We start from the raw sequence: 15,424 nt of genomic DNA, 5'->3' as shown, positions 1-15,424 counted from the left end.
TTGTAGTGACAGCACAGTGTGCTGTCTTATGATAGATTAATATAGGCTAACAGATCAATGATCTGTCACTACAAATAGTAATAACTATAGAGACTATTTCTTCAAAACTGACAAGAAAGCTTCTTGAGGAATTTCAACAGAACCAATATTTTTCATTCTCTTTTTACCCTCTTTTTGCTTTTCTAGTAATTTTTTCTTACGCGAAACATCACCACCGTAGCATTTTGCCAGTACATTCTTACGCAGAGCTTTAACGGTACTTCTAGCTACAATAGTCCCACCTATAGCTGCTTGAATTGCTACTTCAAACATTTGTCTTGGAATTAGTTCTTTAAGGCGCTCAACAAGTTCTCTACCTTTGTACTTTGCTTGATCTTTATGAACTATACTTGCTAATGCGTCAACTTTATCTCCATTTATAAGCACATCTAGTCTAACCATATTTGCTGCTTCATAGCGAATTAGCTCGTAGTCTAATGAACCATAACCCTTCGTAACAGATTTGAGAGTATCAAAGAAGTCTGATACCACTTCAATCATTGGTAAATCGTAAGTTATAGACACTTGGTTACCAACATAGTTAAGATCGACTTGCACTCCTCTTTTTTCAACACATATTGTAATTACGCTACCAACATAGTCTTTTGGCACAAGAATATTCGCTCTTACAATTGGCTCATGTATTTCTGCTATAGCACCTGGTTCAGGGAGTTTTGATGGATTATCTACTTCTATAGTTTCACCATCTTTCTTGATTGCCTTATAGACAACTGTTGGTGCTGAAGTAATTAAATCAAGATTATATTCTCTTTCAAGCCTTTCTTGAATAATTTCCATATGTAGCATTCCTAGGAAGCCACATCTAAAGCCAAATCCTAATGCTTGTGAAACTTCTGGCTCGAAAAACAGTGAAGCGTCATTTAAACTTAGCTTATCCAAAGCTTCTCTAAAATCAGGATAATCATCAGAGCTTATAGTAAACATCCCTGCATAAACTTGTGGCTGGACTTTTTTAAATCCTGGAACAGGCTTATCAGTTGGATTATGCGTATGAGTTAGAGTATCACCTACAGGAGCTCCATGAATATCTTTAATACCTGCGATAATAAAACCAACCTCACCAGCTTTCAAGTGATCTAGATCTTTCATCTTTGGAGTAAATACCCCAACTCTATCAGCTTGATAAGAAACTCCCGTTGACATAACTTTAAATCTCTCACCTTTCTTGAGAGTTCCGTTTTTAATCCTCACAAGAGAAACAACACCTAGATAATTATCAAACCATGAATCTATTATTAAAGCTTGTAGTTTTGCATTAACATCGCCCTCTGGTGCTGGGACTTTAGCAACAATTGTCTCTAAAACATCTTCAACACCTATACCTGTTTTAGCACTACATGTAGTTGCTCCAGTAGCATCGATACCTATTATTTCTTCAATCTCTTCTGCGACTCTATCAGGCTCTGCAGATGGTAAATCAATTTTATTTAAAATTGGTATAACCTCTAAATCCTGATCAATAGCTGTGTAACAGTTAGCTACTGTCTGAGCTTCAACACCTTGTGCTGCATCCACCACCAGCAAGGCACCTTCACAGGCAGCTAATGAACGCGATACCTCATAAGAGAAATCAACATGTCCAGGAGTATCAATAAAGTTAAGCTGATATGTTTGACCATCTCTAGCTACATAATCTAAAGTTACAGATTGTGCCTTGATAGTGATTCCACGCTCTCTTTCTATATCCATAGAGTCTAGGACTTGCTCTTTCATTTCACGCTCAGTCAAACCATTACACACCTGTATAAATCTATCTGAAAGAGTAGACTTACCATGATCAATATGTGCAATTATCGAAAAGTTTCTGATATTTTTCATAATATTTAAGCTCTGTTGCTACTAAGAAGTAATTTTTTATTTAATAAATCTAGATACCTATTATGCTATAAAATAACTTTAAAATGTAGTGATTGCCATATTTAAATAACGAAATAATCATTAATAATATTACAAATTCTGTTGACAAAAATGTACAATGTATGCAAAATACTTTAGCTATTAAATTTATATATTTGTGTTTCTCACGTATCCCCCTAGAGAAGCCTAAGGTTATAAAAGTTAAAAAATTAAAACTGGAGAATTAAATTGGCTAACTCAAAACAAGCAAAAAAGAGAATTATTCAAGCTGAAAGAAATCGTCAACACAACGTTGCACGTCGTTCTATGATGAGAACTTTCTTAAAGAAAGCTGCTTATGCGATCGAGAAAGGTGATGTTGAAGCTGCTAAAGAGAACTTCGCAAAAGTAGTTCCTATTTTAGATAAATACGCTTCTAAAGGTCTAATCCATAAGAACAAAGCTGCTAGACATAAGTCTCGTCTAAGTGCTAAGATCAAAGCTCTTTCTACAGCTGCTTAATTATCTCTTTTTATCAAGTTTCTTCTATAAACATATTCCTTTCATTTATGTTACTATTTTCTGTATTAGCAGAAGATTGGTTATTTTGTGCCTACAATTAAAATTCACTATACAGATAATATTAAAATCTCGAATAAATTAGATGGCTTTTGTAGAAACCTACACTCTACACTTGTTGAAGTGATTAAAACAGACATTGATACATGTAGAACTCTTATCTACCCATGCAAAAGTTATGTAGTTGGCGACAGTTCGAGTAACTTTGATGGCTTTATTCAACTTGAGATTAACATTCTACCAGGTAGAAGTCCTAAACTAAGGAAATTATTAGGAAATATTTTATTGACTGACTTGAAATCCTTGTGTAATGACTCTGATATCTCTATAGATTATCGTGTAATCGTAAATGAAACAGATACTGAGTTTTATTTTGGTTTATAACTTATCTCTTTAATACAACACTATCAAAACCATAGTAATTAGCAAAGCCCTTATTTCTCCAATCATTTTTATTAAAAGTAATATCATCAAAGTAGACAAATCTATAATTTTTATCTAAATAGAGCCTATAATCTACCGGAAAAGATGCAGATTTGACATCATGCTCATGATAATAGTGTATTAGTTGCTGTCTTTGCGATTCATAATCATGTAACGAATCGTAAACTGAGAAAAGCATCCATAACTGAAATAAAAGTAAAATCAACAGCAGCCAGGATAACCTACAAAGAATTTCAATAAACCTTATAATAAAAACATTTTTAGAATTATATAATAATCCAAAAATAATCATAAAAAATAGTACATAATAAATCATTAAAACTCTTTGGTTTAATCCTCCATACTGGCCAACAATCGGAGTCAAAACGAACAAAGAACTAATCAATGCAGCAAAATAAATAAACTTTGTTTTAAACCTAATATCCTTATCTAGCATTAAAAGCAGCCCTATAAAAGCCAACATATAATGCAAAAGCTTCGCATAAGGATGATAAATCAATAGTTGCCACATAAACTTTATATTCTGTAACAAATCAATATTTCTCGAACCTGCTAAAACATCTAGTCTTTTATAATTACCAGGAGCTACTGCCAATACAATACCTCCTATTATAAGGGCGATAAAAAAGTAAACTACATTTCTATTGATACTCTTATTGTCCAACTTACAGTCAAGGAAATATGCTAATAAAAGGATAGTTAAAACTCCTACATATATTTCATTATATAAACCTATAAAAATTCCTACAAGAATACTAAAAGTTATAGAGTTTTTTTGCCTTATAAAAATAAAATAGTAATACCCTACCAACAATACAATTCCCCAGAAGTACTGAATTGCCGCTGTTTTCCATAAAGCATTACCTATCACCCCAGAGTATAAAAAAATAAAACTCAAGAAAAAGAAAAAAATCACAAAGCGTTTGGAGCTAAGTTCATATTGATCCTTACTTACAATTTTAAAACTGAGAATGATAAATATACTAAAAAGTATAGAGTTTGATATATCTATAATAAAGAGGCTTATAACAAGGTGATCTTTATTGAAAAGCAAGTAAGCCAAATACTCTGCAGATACCCTGCCTGTCCAGTTCAAATATTGGTTATATACTATACTTATCAAATTGCCTTTGGTTAAAGCTGAAGCAGATAATCTACCAAAATCATCTGCAAAGATAGGTTGACAAAAGTTGAAGAATAAAAATCCTACAGCAATAGCACTAATAATTAGGATATTAAATATATTTTGTTTTTTCATATTTTTATTAATTTAGAAAACTGGTTCATCAGTTGGTGGAGCATAATTACCTGATATACCTATCAATCTATCTTGATTATTAAAAGTTAGTATTAGTTTTGACTCACTATAATCAGTATCAGTCATATGTTTTTTATATGTATTTATATAAATATACTGGTTTGGATTAAATGTATCGATAATATCCGGCGAGCCTAATATATAAACAACCTCTCCTTTAGTCATATTAGGCTTGATATCAAAAAGTTTTTTATTCTTAATCTCTTTACCTTGAGGAACAGGAGCCGTATAAGGCTCAATAACTCCACAAGCTGATAAGCTTAAAAAGAACAAAACAATACATACACTCTTTAATATAGTTTTAAATGTCATTATATTAATCTTCTAAGCCTACAAATAATTTCTGGTCTATAATATCACACAAACAATGAATTATAAGAAAATGGTTCTCTTGAATATTTGCCATATTGTCAGAAGGAACCCTTAATTCGATATCATCTGCATTGTACATATCTTGTAATCTACCACCGCTTGCACCAGTCAATGCAACAACTTTCATATCTAAGTCATGTGCTTCTTCAACAGCATTGATAATATTTTGTGAGTCACCATTTGCAGATACAACTAATAAAATATCGTCTTCATTGCCTAATGCTGCTACTTGCTTAGAGAAAATATGGGCAAATCCATAGTGATCTCCAACAGCTGTAATTGTTGCAACATCCGCTGTTAAGGCTACTGCTGGTAAAGGAGGTCTCTCCATATCAAAATGATTTAGAAGCTTAGAGGTGAAATGCTGCGCTATAGCTGCTGATCCGCCATTACCACATACTAGAATTTTACCACCATTTTCTAAACAAGACACCATCGCTTTTGCAGCCTGTGCAATAGCTGGAGGTAAAATATTTGCTGTCTCAATCTTTGCTTGAATACTTGCTTCAAAAAAACCATTTACCCTTTCTAAAGATGACATATTAACGCAAAAAAGTAATTAATTGATATGGCTATGATTTTACTATATATAAAAACCTATAGCTAGGATATTACCAAGATTATTCCTTAGCAAAACCTTTTAGAAACAAAAAGAAAAATGCAGTAACTGACACCACTAAACAAATAACAACAAAACTATATATATAATCTAAGCTTATATAGCCCATGATGCTTACCGATAAAACTGCAACTGCCATGTTTATAAAATTCATCATTGCAGAAGCACTCGCTTTGTCATCAGCTAAAGCATTGGATGCTATATGTGATGCCGCCGGATATATAAAACTTGTAATAAAATACATCAGCGTAATAATACCAAAAAATATAATCGGCGTAATAATATCAAAATATGCCATAGAAGCTATAATCATAAAACTAACCAACAAAGTAGCAATTGCAATTTTCAAAACTAGAACATTATCATAACTATTGATAATTTTTGCTGCGCCAAATGAGCCCGCTATGATACCTACTATAGTCATAGCATTATAAGTACCTAATTCAGCACTATTAAAATCAAAAAGTTGCTGAGTAATAAATGGCGCAGCTGTCGTATAGCAATAACTAAATGTTGACATTACACCAATTATAAAAGCAAAAATCAAAAGTTTTGGACTTGATAATGCATTTATATACCCTGAAAAAATATTGCCAACATTAATCTTTGAAATACTAGGTGTTTCATTTTGATATAAATAAGTAAATAAATACATCGCAACCCCATGAGCTAATAGAACATAAAAGCAGTAGTTCCAATGTGAATAGTAATTAACAAAGCCACCTATCATGATAGCTAAAGTTACAGACAATGCAAAAGATATACTAGCAAATGACAGTGCTGTCTTTGCTCTAGATGGCTCTACAGAGTGATTCAAAATAATAAACGTACAAACCAATCCAACAGATGATCCTAAAGCCGTAATCAATCTACCTAAAAGCAATAACTCAAAAGATAAGTGAACCCCACCAAATATACAAACTATAATACCTATCAAATTAATAACTAAGCCTATTCGTAATGTACTTACACTACCAAACCTACGGGCAATTGGGCCATATATAAGTTGTCCAACAACATACCCTACCAGAAAAATACTCACAATCCACTCTACTTGCCCATTTGCAAGATTTAATTCACTACTGATGTGAGGTAAAGCCGGATTTAGTATCACAGCTGATGCGCTCGCTATACTTATATAACTAAGTAAGAGTATGATTTTATAATTTTTCATAGCCATTCCTTTTTTATCAAAAAATTTAACTATTGCTATAGTAAATTAAAAAATATATTTTACAATATCATCATTAATAAACTTATGTTTAGTAAAATTTGACAATTAAAAATAAAAAAAATATACCTATTAATTTTTTTGAAATTTTTTATAAATTAGTAACTTATGGAAGCTTTACAAATACTGCAGATGCTCTTGGTATAACAAAAGCTGCTGTAAGTCACACTATTAAGCAATTAGAAAAGGAACTCAAAGTTGACTTGCTAATTAGGACAACACGTAGACTTTCATTGACGCATGAAGGCAAGCTTTTATTTGAGTATTGTAAAACATTACAAAATGAAATTGAAAACATTCGTGATCTAGCAGAATCTTTTCATAGCGAACCATCAGGCATCCTAAAAGTAAATATTTCCTCATTTTTTGCCAAGAGTGTTCTGATAGGTCTGATCAAAGAATACTCCAAGAAATTTAGCAAGGTTAAAATTGAAGTAAATATTGAAGAGAGAATGCCTAATTTTAAAACTCAAGAAACAGATATAATTCTAGGAGTTAACTGGACTCCTCCTGAAGATATTATTGCTCGTAAAATAGCTACAACAAGATACATATTATGTGCAAGCCCTGTATATCTAGAACTTTATGGCATCCCCTCTAGCCTATCTGATCTAGTAAACCATAAGTATATTCGTCATAGTTCTAGAGCTACTGCTCTTGTAAATATTAGAGAAAGCAAAGTAAACGCTCAAATGCCTCCTTCTGATTTATCTGCGAATAACATGGAGTTTATGAAAGAATGTGTCTTAAATGATCTTGGAATTGCTCAGTTTCATGAATATATTGTAAAAGATGAAATACAGAGTGGTAAACTTGTAGAATTGCTTAAAGACGAGTTTTTAGATCATCAAGATATTTATATTTACTATCCTAAAAATAAATTTGTTCAACCCAAAGTTAAAGAGTTTGTAAAACTTGTTATGAATAGTCAAATTTTCACTTGATACAAGAAATGTGTATTTATATATTTTGTTATATCAATTATCCTTATCGTACTTTTCTAACGAAATAATAACCATGAAATCACATACAACATTAAAGCTAATAGTGCGTGAAAAAATAATTATAGAGTCTTTTTTATTGACAATACTGTTAGGTTTAGTTGCCCTCATAAGCTATCTTCTTCTACCTAAGGCCTTTGTTAATAGCCTAGTAGGTATTACAGCCTTGTGTACTGCTTCAATCCATGGAGTATATAGGAAAAGTTATCTATATATCATTATCACTGTTATCTCTATAAGTGCCGCTATGATTATTGGAACCGTTGCATCACAACTACCTATAGTTGTACCTTTTTGTACACTCATAATGGGTGGCTTGACTTTTTATCTACCAACAAAGTTTAGGATAATGCCAGAGATACTTACGAAGTTTTGTTTTATTGGATATGTCTCAAGTGCTTTCGGATATAGCCATGTAAGTATAGGTATAACTCTAGCTTGTGTAATAGTAGTAATGGTATTGCTTGTATTCTATTATGCTTTGATAAATATACTGCTATATAGAGATCAGCCATACTCTAACCGCGAGAGGATTCAAGACAAGTATCATCATGTGATGATTATTGCTCTTGCGTCACTTGCTATAGGATACTTGGTAACGAAATTTATGACTATATACCTACCAAATACTAATCCATGGTGGATTATGATGACTATAGTTTTGGTTCTTGGCTACTCTTATGAAAAAGTAAAGATAACTGCTCTTAAAAGAGGTTTTGCCAATATACTAGGTCCTCTCATAATCGCGATACTAATGATTCCATTAGAAAATCATTACTATTTACAAATAGCTCTACTACTGGCTCTTTTTTTCTTAGTTAACTGCTCTATATCATATTATCTACTACTGAATCTTTTTGTGTCATGTATGATTATTAGTTGGGATATAATTACCTTATCGTCAGCGACATCATACACAATAGCACTAGACAGAGCCTTTGAAACATTTGTAGCTGTATTTATAGTTTTAATAATTAATGAGATATATAAAAAACTACTTTCTAAATATATAAAGAAAATAATAGGCTAAGCCTCTCTAGTACCAAAAAGGCTACTTCCTATCCTAACATCTGTACTGCCATACTGTATAGCTAATTTATAATCAGCGCTCATCCCCATTGACAGTCTCGATAATTTTAACTCATTAGCTAAACTAGCATTAATAGTGTCAAAAAACATCTTCATTTTTGCAAAGCTTCTTTCTGGAGAGTTTGTTTTTGCAGGTATGCACATTAGTCCAACCACTTCTAGATTACTGAAGTTTTTCGCTTTATTTACAGCTTCAACAACACCCTCTAATTGAGTTGATTTAAAACCAGATTTATTAATATCATCATCTATATTTATTTGTAAAAAAACATCTATATGCTTATTTTCATTAATAGCGGCTTTATTTATTTTCTCAAGATGCTCTATTTTCTCTACACTTTGAATTGAATCAGCATACTTAACAATATGCTTTATTTTACGAGATTGCAGTGAACCAATAAAGTGCCATTTCAGATCTGGTAACTGCTTAGCTTTTTCTTCCAATTCTTGAAAATAATTCTCACCAAAATCTAACTGTCCAAGACTTGCTAAATATTCTATTTTGTCGATAGACTGATACTTACTGACAGCCAGAAGCCTAGCCTTTGAGTTTATATTTTTGATGATACTAGTATATGAGCTTTGAATAAATTCTTTATCAATCATTATTTTTTCTCATTACAATAAGGTTTCTCTCAGCATTCAAGAAAGGAACTTTTATGCTATGCTTTTCAATATCCAATGGCAAAGATGCTAAGTTCTGCTCCTCAAGATCTGGACCTTTCATGGCTAGCATTTGATTATCTTTAGTTAAGAAATGCTTACATAATTCATAAAACGTATCAACTGAGCTAAATGCACGCGAGATAATATTATCAAAGCTACCACCTAAGTTTTCAATGCGTATATTTAATGGATTAATGTTATCCAAGCCCAAGCTTTTTTTAACATTTTTGAGAAACATGATTTTTTTGCCAACACTATCAACCAGAGTAAACTGATGTTGCGGATATAGTATCGCCAAAACCACTCCTGGCAAACCTCCTCCAGTACCAACATCGACAGTTGAGCTACCTTTGATATACTTAGCTACAGCGAGACTATCAAATAAGTGCTTGACTAGCATATCATCAATCTTCTTAATAGCAGTCATATTATAAACTTTATTCCATTTCTCAAGAAGTTTTAAATACTCTAGCCATTGTTCAACCTGCTCTTCTGTTGCTAGAATATCAAGCTCAACCAAAGCTTGCCTAATTTTATCCTTCATACTATCCATTTTGTAGAAATAACAATCTTATCGGCTATAATAAATATATTATAAGCTTTAAATGGTAGAGTTGGGATTTAAAATTCCAGTTTTTTATACAATCTAATATGTTTTTATCAAGAAAATTTGGCGCAGCAATGATTATATCTGGCACATGTATTGGTGCTGGGATGTTAGCAATTCCTGCAACTGTAGCGAGCTGTGGCTTTTTTATAGGTTCTATTTTAATTATCAGTATATGGGCTTTGATGACATTTACAGCTCTGATATTAGCAGAAGTTAACCTAAAAATGGAAGATGGCGCTAATTTTGTAGAAATGACAAAACAGACCTTAGGTCCTGTTGGTGTTGGTATAGTTTGGATTTGTTATGTTCTTTTACTCTACTCTTTAGTAGCCGCATATACTGTCGGTGGTGGATACTTAATTTCAACAACACTAGGAAGTCTTGGTTTTAATATCTCAGAAAAACTCACAGGCATTATTTTTATACTGATACTAGGGGTTTTTATATATATCAGTACAAGGCTAGTTGATCATGTTAACAAAATTATGTTTACAGGCAAACTTTTAGCATTTCTACTACTAGTTGCTGTTCTTATCCCACACATTTCTACTGATCATCTAAATTATCAAATCAAGAATCCTAATTTTATTTGGGCAGCATTTCCCATACTTCTAACCTCATTTGGATTTCATCATATAATCCCCACATTAAGAACCTATGTGGGATCGAATAGAAAATCTCTACGCCAAGCTATTGTAATTGGTAGCACAATACCGCTGATAGTTTATATATTATGGATTTTTGCAACTCTTGGTTCACTTCCAGTTGCAACACCCACTGGCATCTTAGGTAAGCAATCTGGTGAAATCACATCAGTGATTATTGATCACTTCAGTACTAGCTCTGGATATATCTCGACAATATCTTTTCTATTTGGCTTCTTTGCCTTAGCAACATCTTTTCTTGGTGTTGCACTAGGGCTTTTTGATTTTAATAGGAATACTTATAAAATAGCTAAGAACTTACACAAACATAAAACGCTTGCTTTTGTAATAACATTCTTGCCGGCTTATATTTATGCGATTGCCTACCCAGATGGCTTTAAAACAGCTCTTGGCTATGCAAGTATTTTTGTAGCGATACTTCAGGTTGCTTTACCTGTTATGATGCTATGGGTTATAAACTACCGTAAACAAAAAGCTCTAGCTAGCTCTTCTCTAATAACTATGCTAATTGTGGTTATTGCAATTATTATTATTGCTCTCCAGATTCTAAACTCTTTTGGCTTACTACCGACTTTAAACTAGAGACTATGATTTTTAACCTTCATATTATAGGTTAGTAGAATCACGATACCAACAAAAATTGGTAATATGACTGATGGGAATAACATCAGGGTGAAGTAATCTCCCGTAATCTCAACCCAAATCACACCTACAGCATTACCAACGACAAACATTGTCATACATACAGCAAAAAATGGTATTTTCCATAAATTATCTGTTTTGCCTCGTAAGGCTCTACCAATTTCTATTCCCAGATCAGTAGTTGTACCCGTCATATGAGTTGTTCGGGCAAAACCTCCAAAAAATAGTGTAGTAAAACTATTTTGCATACCCATTGCCATAGCTAAAAATAAATCATCAATAACACGATGATTACTAAAGATATCTATCAATAAAGTACCTGTAAGCATTACAGCACTTTGTAGGACTAGTGTCTTAGTATGATCCTCTGAGATAACATAGGCATCTGTTTTCATAATGACCCCATTGACAGCAGCACCTACAACAAAGCCAAAAACAAGCACAGCTACTTTATACATAAATACCCAGTCACCACCAGCAATACTGTGTCCTAAAATCCTCAAGTTACCAGACATAACTGCCACACTGGCACCAAAAGAATTATATAAGACTATACTATCAATCCAGCCAGAATTAAAAATCAATATAACTGTAATAAAATAGGTGAAAGCCATTTTTTTAGTAAACACTTTCTTATCTCCTTTTCTAGTGTTTAGAAACTATTATATAGCTTTGATAGTAAAAATCATTTTTTAATTTTCTTTTCTTCAGCATTCTTTGTACTAGCTTGAAAACCTTGTGGTTTCGAGCTAAGAGTTTTCGCTAGAGAAACTTTTTTTGTAAATACTCGCGCTAACTTCATACTTACCCTCCTTTTTATATACATTCATTGCCTTTTTCAGATTTGAAAATAGGGAACCAATCAATATATCAAATAATAATTTCTTTTGTCAAGTGTTTACAATAGTATCCTGCCTAACAACATTTGACTTTTTAGGTATTAAAAAATAAAGTATCATCAATGCTTATGGTCTAAATTATAGATATAACAATTAATAGGTAAAACTTATGCAAATATCTGAAGCTATAAAGAATCGTAAGTGCGTTAGAGAGTTTCTTGATAAGCCTATAGACAAGAAAATACTAGAAAATCTTTTTGATACCACAAGGTGGACACCATCAAGTAAAAACACTCAACCATGGAAAATTGCTATAGTAAGCGGTGAAAAGAAGATTGCCCTGATGAGTAAGATACTATCTGCATGTGATAATCGCGAACCTCCAAGAATGGAGTATGATTATGATAGCGATATTCCATTAGATGGAGAACTTAAAGAACGTGCTGTTAAGTGTGGTCATGACTTATATAATGCGTTAAATATAGCGAGAGAAGATAAAGAAAGACGTATTGAGCAATGGAAAAAAAACTATTTATCGTTTAACTCACCTTCAGCCATATTCATATTTAAGCACACCAATACAGGAATTAGTGGCTATATGGACTGTGGTATGCTTATCCAATCAATAATGCTAGCTGCTCTAGACTTAGGACTTGCAACATGTCCTCAAGCCTCTCTAGGACACTATCCAGATATAGTCAAAAAAGAGCTACAAGGATTTGACGACTATACTTTGCTATGTGGTATAGCAATTGGTTATGAAGATACTAACGCTGCTGTAAATAACTATCGTACCGAAAGAGAGTCTATAGATAGTTTTGTTACATTCTTTTAGTGCTTTTGTAATACTTCTCATAATGATATTATAAATAGTAGGATTGACAAGTTTTTCTAATAAGATGAGTGGTATTAACAAAGATATTATTGAGGCTACACGCTACTTTCTAAAGTTAGTGGAATTAGGGTCTTATAGCTCAGTTAAAAAGTGCTACTCTGTAGAACTGAATACTATAAAAAATAAGATAGATGTACTAGAAAAATACTTAGATCTAAAACTTATTAGAAATGTACAAAATCGTATATCTCCAACTAGTGATGGCATGAAATATTTTCACTCTTGCAATAAAATTGTGACAGATCTGGAAAATACTATCCAAAATGTAAAACAAAGTGGCTTTAGGCAACGCCAGTCTATAAAAGTACTTGGTACTCCCCTATTTATCAAAATCATTATTGATTTAGCCTTACCACAGATACAACAGATTAATAATGATGCATTTAACTTCTCTCTAGATAGCTATCTAGCCGATAATATTAATGGTAGTCAGTTCCAGTTTGATTCATACAATGTCATACAAATATTTAACAAGCATCTTGAGTTTCTTGATTTAGATGATTGGATAGTTTGTACATCTGTAGATGCCGTTAAGCTTCCTGCACACTTATACGGAAACAAAGAGTTTGTAAAAGATCTACATAATAACCCTGAAAAAGTTCTTGAAGCTCCTCTAGTATTTAACAGATATGACTTTTCTCAAGGCACAAATGAGTTTAAACACGATAATAAAAGCTACAAATTTAATCTTGATAAAATTAAATTTACGGTTGATAACGAGATTCAAAAAGCTAACTTATTGATGAGTGAAAATACTATAGGATTTATGCCAAAATTTTATTATGATGCTGTCCTCAAGGAGTGTGAGGATGTTGTCAAAATAGAAGGCTTTGAAATAGATTTTCCATTAGAGTCTCACTTAATACTTATATACAAGCACTCTAAATATAAAGACGAGCTTCTAAAAATTGTTAGAGAAGGTATCAAAAAAATACAAGTCCAATATCAGTAGCTTTTAAGCTCTTCTACTACGAATGATATAATACTCAGTAATTGCTACTATTGCATGTATAAATATTACAGCTAGTCCAACATATGCAAAAACTTCATGGATTTCTTTGAGTCTGACGATACTAGCTCTTGAGAGCACATCCGTAATAGCTGGTAAACCAAAAGGAATAACATAAGTTCCTTTTGCACTTATCAAGCACCAACCTAATATTGGCATAGTAATTAACCAAAAATATAAAAATATGTGTACCAAATTAGCGACCATAGTCCTAAATTTATTATACTCAAGTCGTTGCCCTATAAATGGAAAACTTACAAACTTTCTTATAGCCAACCTTAGAATAGTAATAAACAGAATCAAAAAACCAATATATAAATGAGATGTTTTCATTACATCGTGAAATAATGAATGTTTACCAAATATACTTCTAAACTCTATTGATATAAAAGCTAGAAATATCAAGATAACCGTGGCCCAATGAAGATAAACCATAAACTTATTGATCTTTGTTTGCATTTAAGTATTAGGTAGTAAATTTAATTGCTTTGAATTATAGGCTTTTTATTTATTAAAAAAAGAGATTTATAGTAATTAACTTTTAGAAAGTACCAAAAATTTTGAAAAGAATAGTATATATAACACTAGTAACAACGATACATGCTGGAATTGTCAAAACCCATGCTGTTACCATTTTCTTAACAACTTTCCAGTTTACACCGGAATCGGCATAACCTGCCCCCATAATAGAACCCGATGCGACTTGAGTAGTACTAACGGGCAAACCTATGTGTGAAGCTCCTAAAACCAATATACCTGAACTTAATTCTGCAGAAACAGCATTAACCGGCTCTAGTTTTGATAGCTTTGCACTTAAAGTTTTAATTATCTTTTTACCTCCTGATAATGTCCCTAGCCCCATTGCAACACCACATAAAACGATAACCCAATCAGGAACCTGAGTAGTTTGCACAACTCCTGCACTTAGTAGCGCAAGTGTTATTATTGACATTGTTTTTTGAGCATCATTAGAACCGTGAGAAAAAGACAATAAGCTAGTAGATAGCACCTGCATTTCTCTTATGTATTTATTTGTAGTTCTAACCATAAAGAACCTCATAAAAATATTAAGCAGAATAATACATATTATAAGTGCTAAGAAGAATGCCATAATAGGTGAGCTTATCATTGGTATAATGACCTTATGAATTACGGTCACATAGTTAACATCTTGGTAACTAGAGCTAATAATCACAGCACCAACTAATGATCCGATCAGAGCATGTGATGAGCTCGACGGTATTCCAAAACTCCAAGTAAAAAAGTTCCAGCTAATAGCTCCTAATAAAGCAGATATTAGAACAATATCGGTAACAACACTTGTATCTACTAAGCCTTTTGATATTGTTGCAGCAACAGCTGTTCCAAAGAAAGCACCCAAAAAGTTAAAAAATGCTGCCAGACCAATAGCTTGATATGGTGTTAGAGATTTGGTTGCGATAGGTGTTGCAACTACATTTGCAGCATCGTGGAAACCATTTGTAAACTCAAAAAACAACGCTACTACAATGATGGCTATAAGCACTGATGTAATCATCTTTATTTACCT

17 protein-coding genes are annotated in these 15,424 nt (G+C 32.5%); 7 read left to right on the top strand and 10 right to left on the bottom strand.

Features of this window, described 5'->3' with window-relative positions; translation table 11 throughout:
• Positions 1-93 precede the first annotated feature (93 nt).
• Positions 94-1,878, bottom strand: a complete 1,785-nt coding sequence (gene lepA, locus F3D59_RS00745; RefSeq protein ID WP_150463423.1) for a translation elongation factor 4 — start codon at positions 1,876-1,878, stop codon at positions 94-96.
• Between the two features lie 267 nt (positions 1,879-2,145).
• On the opposite strand from lepA, the gene rpsT reads away from it, so the two are divergent.
• Together rpsT and F3D59_RS00735 are read left to right on the top strand one after the other, a co-directional pair.
• Positions 2,146-2,418, top strand: coding sequence for a 30S ribosomal protein S20 (gene rpsT / locus F3D59_RS00740; RefSeq protein ID WP_004286750.1), 273 nt, complete (start codon positions 2,146-2,148; stop codon positions 2,416-2,418).
• Between the two features lie 87 nt (positions 2,419-2,505).
• A complete protein-coding gene (locus F3D59_RS00735; RefSeq protein WP_150463422.1) occupies positions 2,506-2,859 on the top strand; it encodes a 5-carboxymethyl-2-hydroxymuconate Delta-isomerase in 354 nt (117 codons plus the stop codon).
• A gap of 1 nt (position 2,860) precedes the next feature.
• Here the strand turns inward: F3D59_RS00735 and F3D59_RS00730 are convergent, their stop codons facing one another.
• From F3D59_RS00730 to F3D59_RS00715, 4 genes are all read right to left on the bottom strand, one after another.
• Positions 2,861-4,177, bottom strand: coding sequence for a DUF6056 family protein (locus tag F3D59_RS00730; protein WP_150463421.1), 1,317 nt, complete (start codon positions 4,175-4,177; stop codon positions 2,861-2,863).
• 12 nt (positions 4,178-4,189) lie between these two features.
• A complete protein-coding gene (locus tag F3D59_RS00725) occupies positions 4,190-4,549 on the bottom strand; it encodes an outer membrane protein assembly factor BamE (RefSeq protein ID WP_013921884.1) in 360 nt (119 codons plus the stop codon).
• A gap of 4 nt (positions 4,550-4,553) precedes the next feature.
• Positions 4,554-5,150, bottom strand: a complete 597-nt coding sequence (locus tag F3D59_RS00720) for an SIS domain-containing protein (protein ID WP_150463420.1) — start codon at positions 5,148-5,150, stop codon at positions 4,554-4,556.
• 79 nt (positions 5,151-5,229) lie between these two features.
• Positions 5,230-6,402 carry an MFS transporter gene (locus F3D59_RS00715; RefSeq protein ID WP_150463419.1) on the bottom strand — a complete coding sequence of 391 codons (1,173 nt, stop codon included), beginning with the start codon at positions 6,400-6,402 and terminating at the stop codon, positions 5,230-5,232.
• 104 nt (positions 6,403-6,506) lie between these two features.
• Here F3D59_RS00715 and F3D59_RS00710 point away from each other — a divergent pair, with 104 nt between their 5' ends.
• Complete coding sequence (locus tag F3D59_RS00710) at positions 6,507-7,403, top strand: LysR family transcriptional regulator (RefSeq protein WP_191092420.1); 897 nt, start codon at positions 6,507-6,509, stop codon at positions 7,401-7,403.
• A gap of 73 nt (positions 7,404-7,476) precedes the next feature.
• A complete protein-coding gene (locus F3D59_RS00705; RefSeq protein ID WP_150463417.1) occupies positions 7,477-8,490 on the top strand; it encodes an FUSC family protein in 1,014 nt (337 codons plus the stop codon).
• Here F3D59_RS00705 and F3D59_RS00700 read toward each other — a convergent pair.
• Complete coding sequence (locus F3D59_RS00700; protein ID WP_150463416.1) at positions 8,487-9,155, bottom strand: YggS family pyridoxal phosphate-dependent enzyme; 669 nt, start codon at positions 9,153-9,155, stop codon at positions 8,487-8,489. The genes F3D59_RS00705 and F3D59_RS00700 overlap by 4 nt on opposite strands.
• Positions 9,148-9,768, bottom strand: a complete 621-nt coding sequence (rsmG, locus tag F3D59_RS00695; RefSeq protein WP_150463415.1) for a 16S rRNA (guanine(527)-N(7))-methyltransferase RsmG — start codon at positions 9,766-9,768, stop codon at positions 9,148-9,150. Before rsmG ends, F3D59_RS00700 begins: the two co-directional genes overlap by 8 nt.
• Before the next feature lie 98 nt (positions 9,769-9,866).
• Here rsmG and F3D59_RS00690 point away from each other — a divergent pair, with 98 nt between their 5' ends.
• On the top strand, positions 9,867-11,072 hold the full coding sequence (locus F3D59_RS00690; protein ID WP_150463414.1) for an amino acid permease: 1,206 nt from the start codon (positions 9,867-9,869) through the stop codon (positions 11,070-11,072).
• Here the strand turns inward: F3D59_RS00690 and F3D59_RS00685 are convergent.
• Entirely contained in the window at positions 11,069-11,761 is a 693-nt protein-coding gene (locus F3D59_RS00685) for a YoaK family protein (protein ID WP_146421616.1), read from the bottom strand. The two genes, F3D59_RS00690 and F3D59_RS00685, sit on opposite strands and share 4 nt — an antisense overlap.
• Positions 11,762-12,140: 379 nt before the next feature.
• On the opposite strand from F3D59_RS00685, the gene F3D59_RS00680 reads away from it, so the two are divergent.
• A complete protein-coding gene (locus F3D59_RS00680) occupies positions 12,141-12,806 on the top strand; it encodes a nitroreductase (RefSeq protein WP_150463413.1) in 666 nt (221 codons plus the stop codon).
• Positions 12,807-12,870: 64 nt separating this feature from the next.
• Positions 12,871-13,818: a LysR family transcriptional regulator gene (locus tag F3D59_RS00675; RefSeq protein ID WP_150463412.1), complete on the top strand. Its 948-nt coding sequence runs from the start codon at positions 12,871-12,873 to the stop codon at positions 13,816-13,818.
• 3 nt (positions 13,819-13,821) lie between these two features.
• On the opposite strand, the gene F3D59_RS00670 is transcribed toward F3D59_RS00675, so the two are convergent.
• Entirely contained in the window at positions 13,822-14,334 is a 513-nt protein-coding gene (locus F3D59_RS00670) for a cytochrome b (RefSeq protein ID WP_083817016.1), read from the bottom strand.
• Between the two features lie 82 nt (positions 14,335-14,416).
• A complete protein-coding gene (locus tag F3D59_RS00665; protein WP_150463411.1) occupies positions 14,417-15,412 on the bottom strand; it encodes an inorganic phosphate transporter in 996 nt (331 codons plus the stop codon).
• Between the last annotated feature and the right edge of the window lie 12 nt (positions 15,413-15,424).

Source organism: Francisella sp. XLW-1 (assembly GCF_008711455.1).
Lineage (GTDB): Bacteria > Pseudomonadota > Gammaproteobacteria > Francisellales > Francisellaceae > Francisella > Francisella salimarina.
Note: the sequence above shows the minus strand (reverse complement) of the source record. Positions and strands in the feature narration are given on the sequence as shown.

Coding starts and splice junctions, on each gene's coding strand:
- lepA (WP_150463423.1), bottom strand. CDS start 1,878: ATGAAAAATATCAGAAACTTTTCGATAATTGCACATATTGATCATGGT.
- F3D59_RS00730 (WP_150463421.1), bottom strand. CDS start 4,177: ATGAAAAAACAAAATATATTTAATATCCTAATTATTAGTGCTATTGCT.
- F3D59_RS00725 (WP_013921884.1), bottom strand. CDS start 4,549: ATGACATTTAAAACTATATTAAAGAGTGTATGTATTGTTTTGTTCTTT.
- F3D59_RS00720 (WP_150463420.1), bottom strand. CDS start 5,150: ATGTCATCTTTAGAAAGGGTAAATGGTTTTTTTGAAGCAAGTATTCAA.
- F3D59_RS00715 (WP_150463419.1), bottom strand. CDS start 6,402: ATGAAAAATTATAAAATCATACTCTTACTTAGTTATATAAGTATAGCG.
- F3D59_RS00705 (WP_150463417.1), top strand. CDS start 7,477: ATGAAATCACATACAACATTAAAGCTAATAGTGCGTGAAAAAATAATT.
- F3D59_RS00700 (WP_150463416.1), bottom strand. CDS start 9,155: ATGATTGATAAAGAATTTATTCAAAGCTCATATACTAGTATCATCAAA.
- rsmG (WP_150463415.1), bottom strand. CDS start 9,768: ATGGATAGTATGAAGGATAAAATTAGGCAAGCTTTGGTTGAGCTTGAT.
- F3D59_RS00690 (WP_150463414.1), top strand. CDS start 9,867: ATGTTTTTATCAAGAAAATTTGGCGCAGCAATGATTATATCTGGCACA.
- F3D59_RS00680 (WP_150463413.1), top strand. CDS start 12,141: ATGCAAATATCTGAAGCTATAAAGAATCGTAAGTGCGTTAGAGAGTTT.
- F3D59_RS00675 (WP_150463412.1), top strand. CDS start 12,871: ATGAGTGGTATTAACAAAGATATTATTGAGGCTACACGCTACTTTCTA.
- F3D59_RS00670 (WP_083817016.1), bottom strand. CDS start 14,334: ATGCAAACAAAGATCAATAAGTTTATGGTTTATCTTCATTGGGCCACG.
- F3D59_RS00665 (WP_150463411.1), bottom strand. CDS start 15,412: ATGATTACATCAGTGCTTATAGCCATCATTGTAGTAGCGTTGTTTTTT.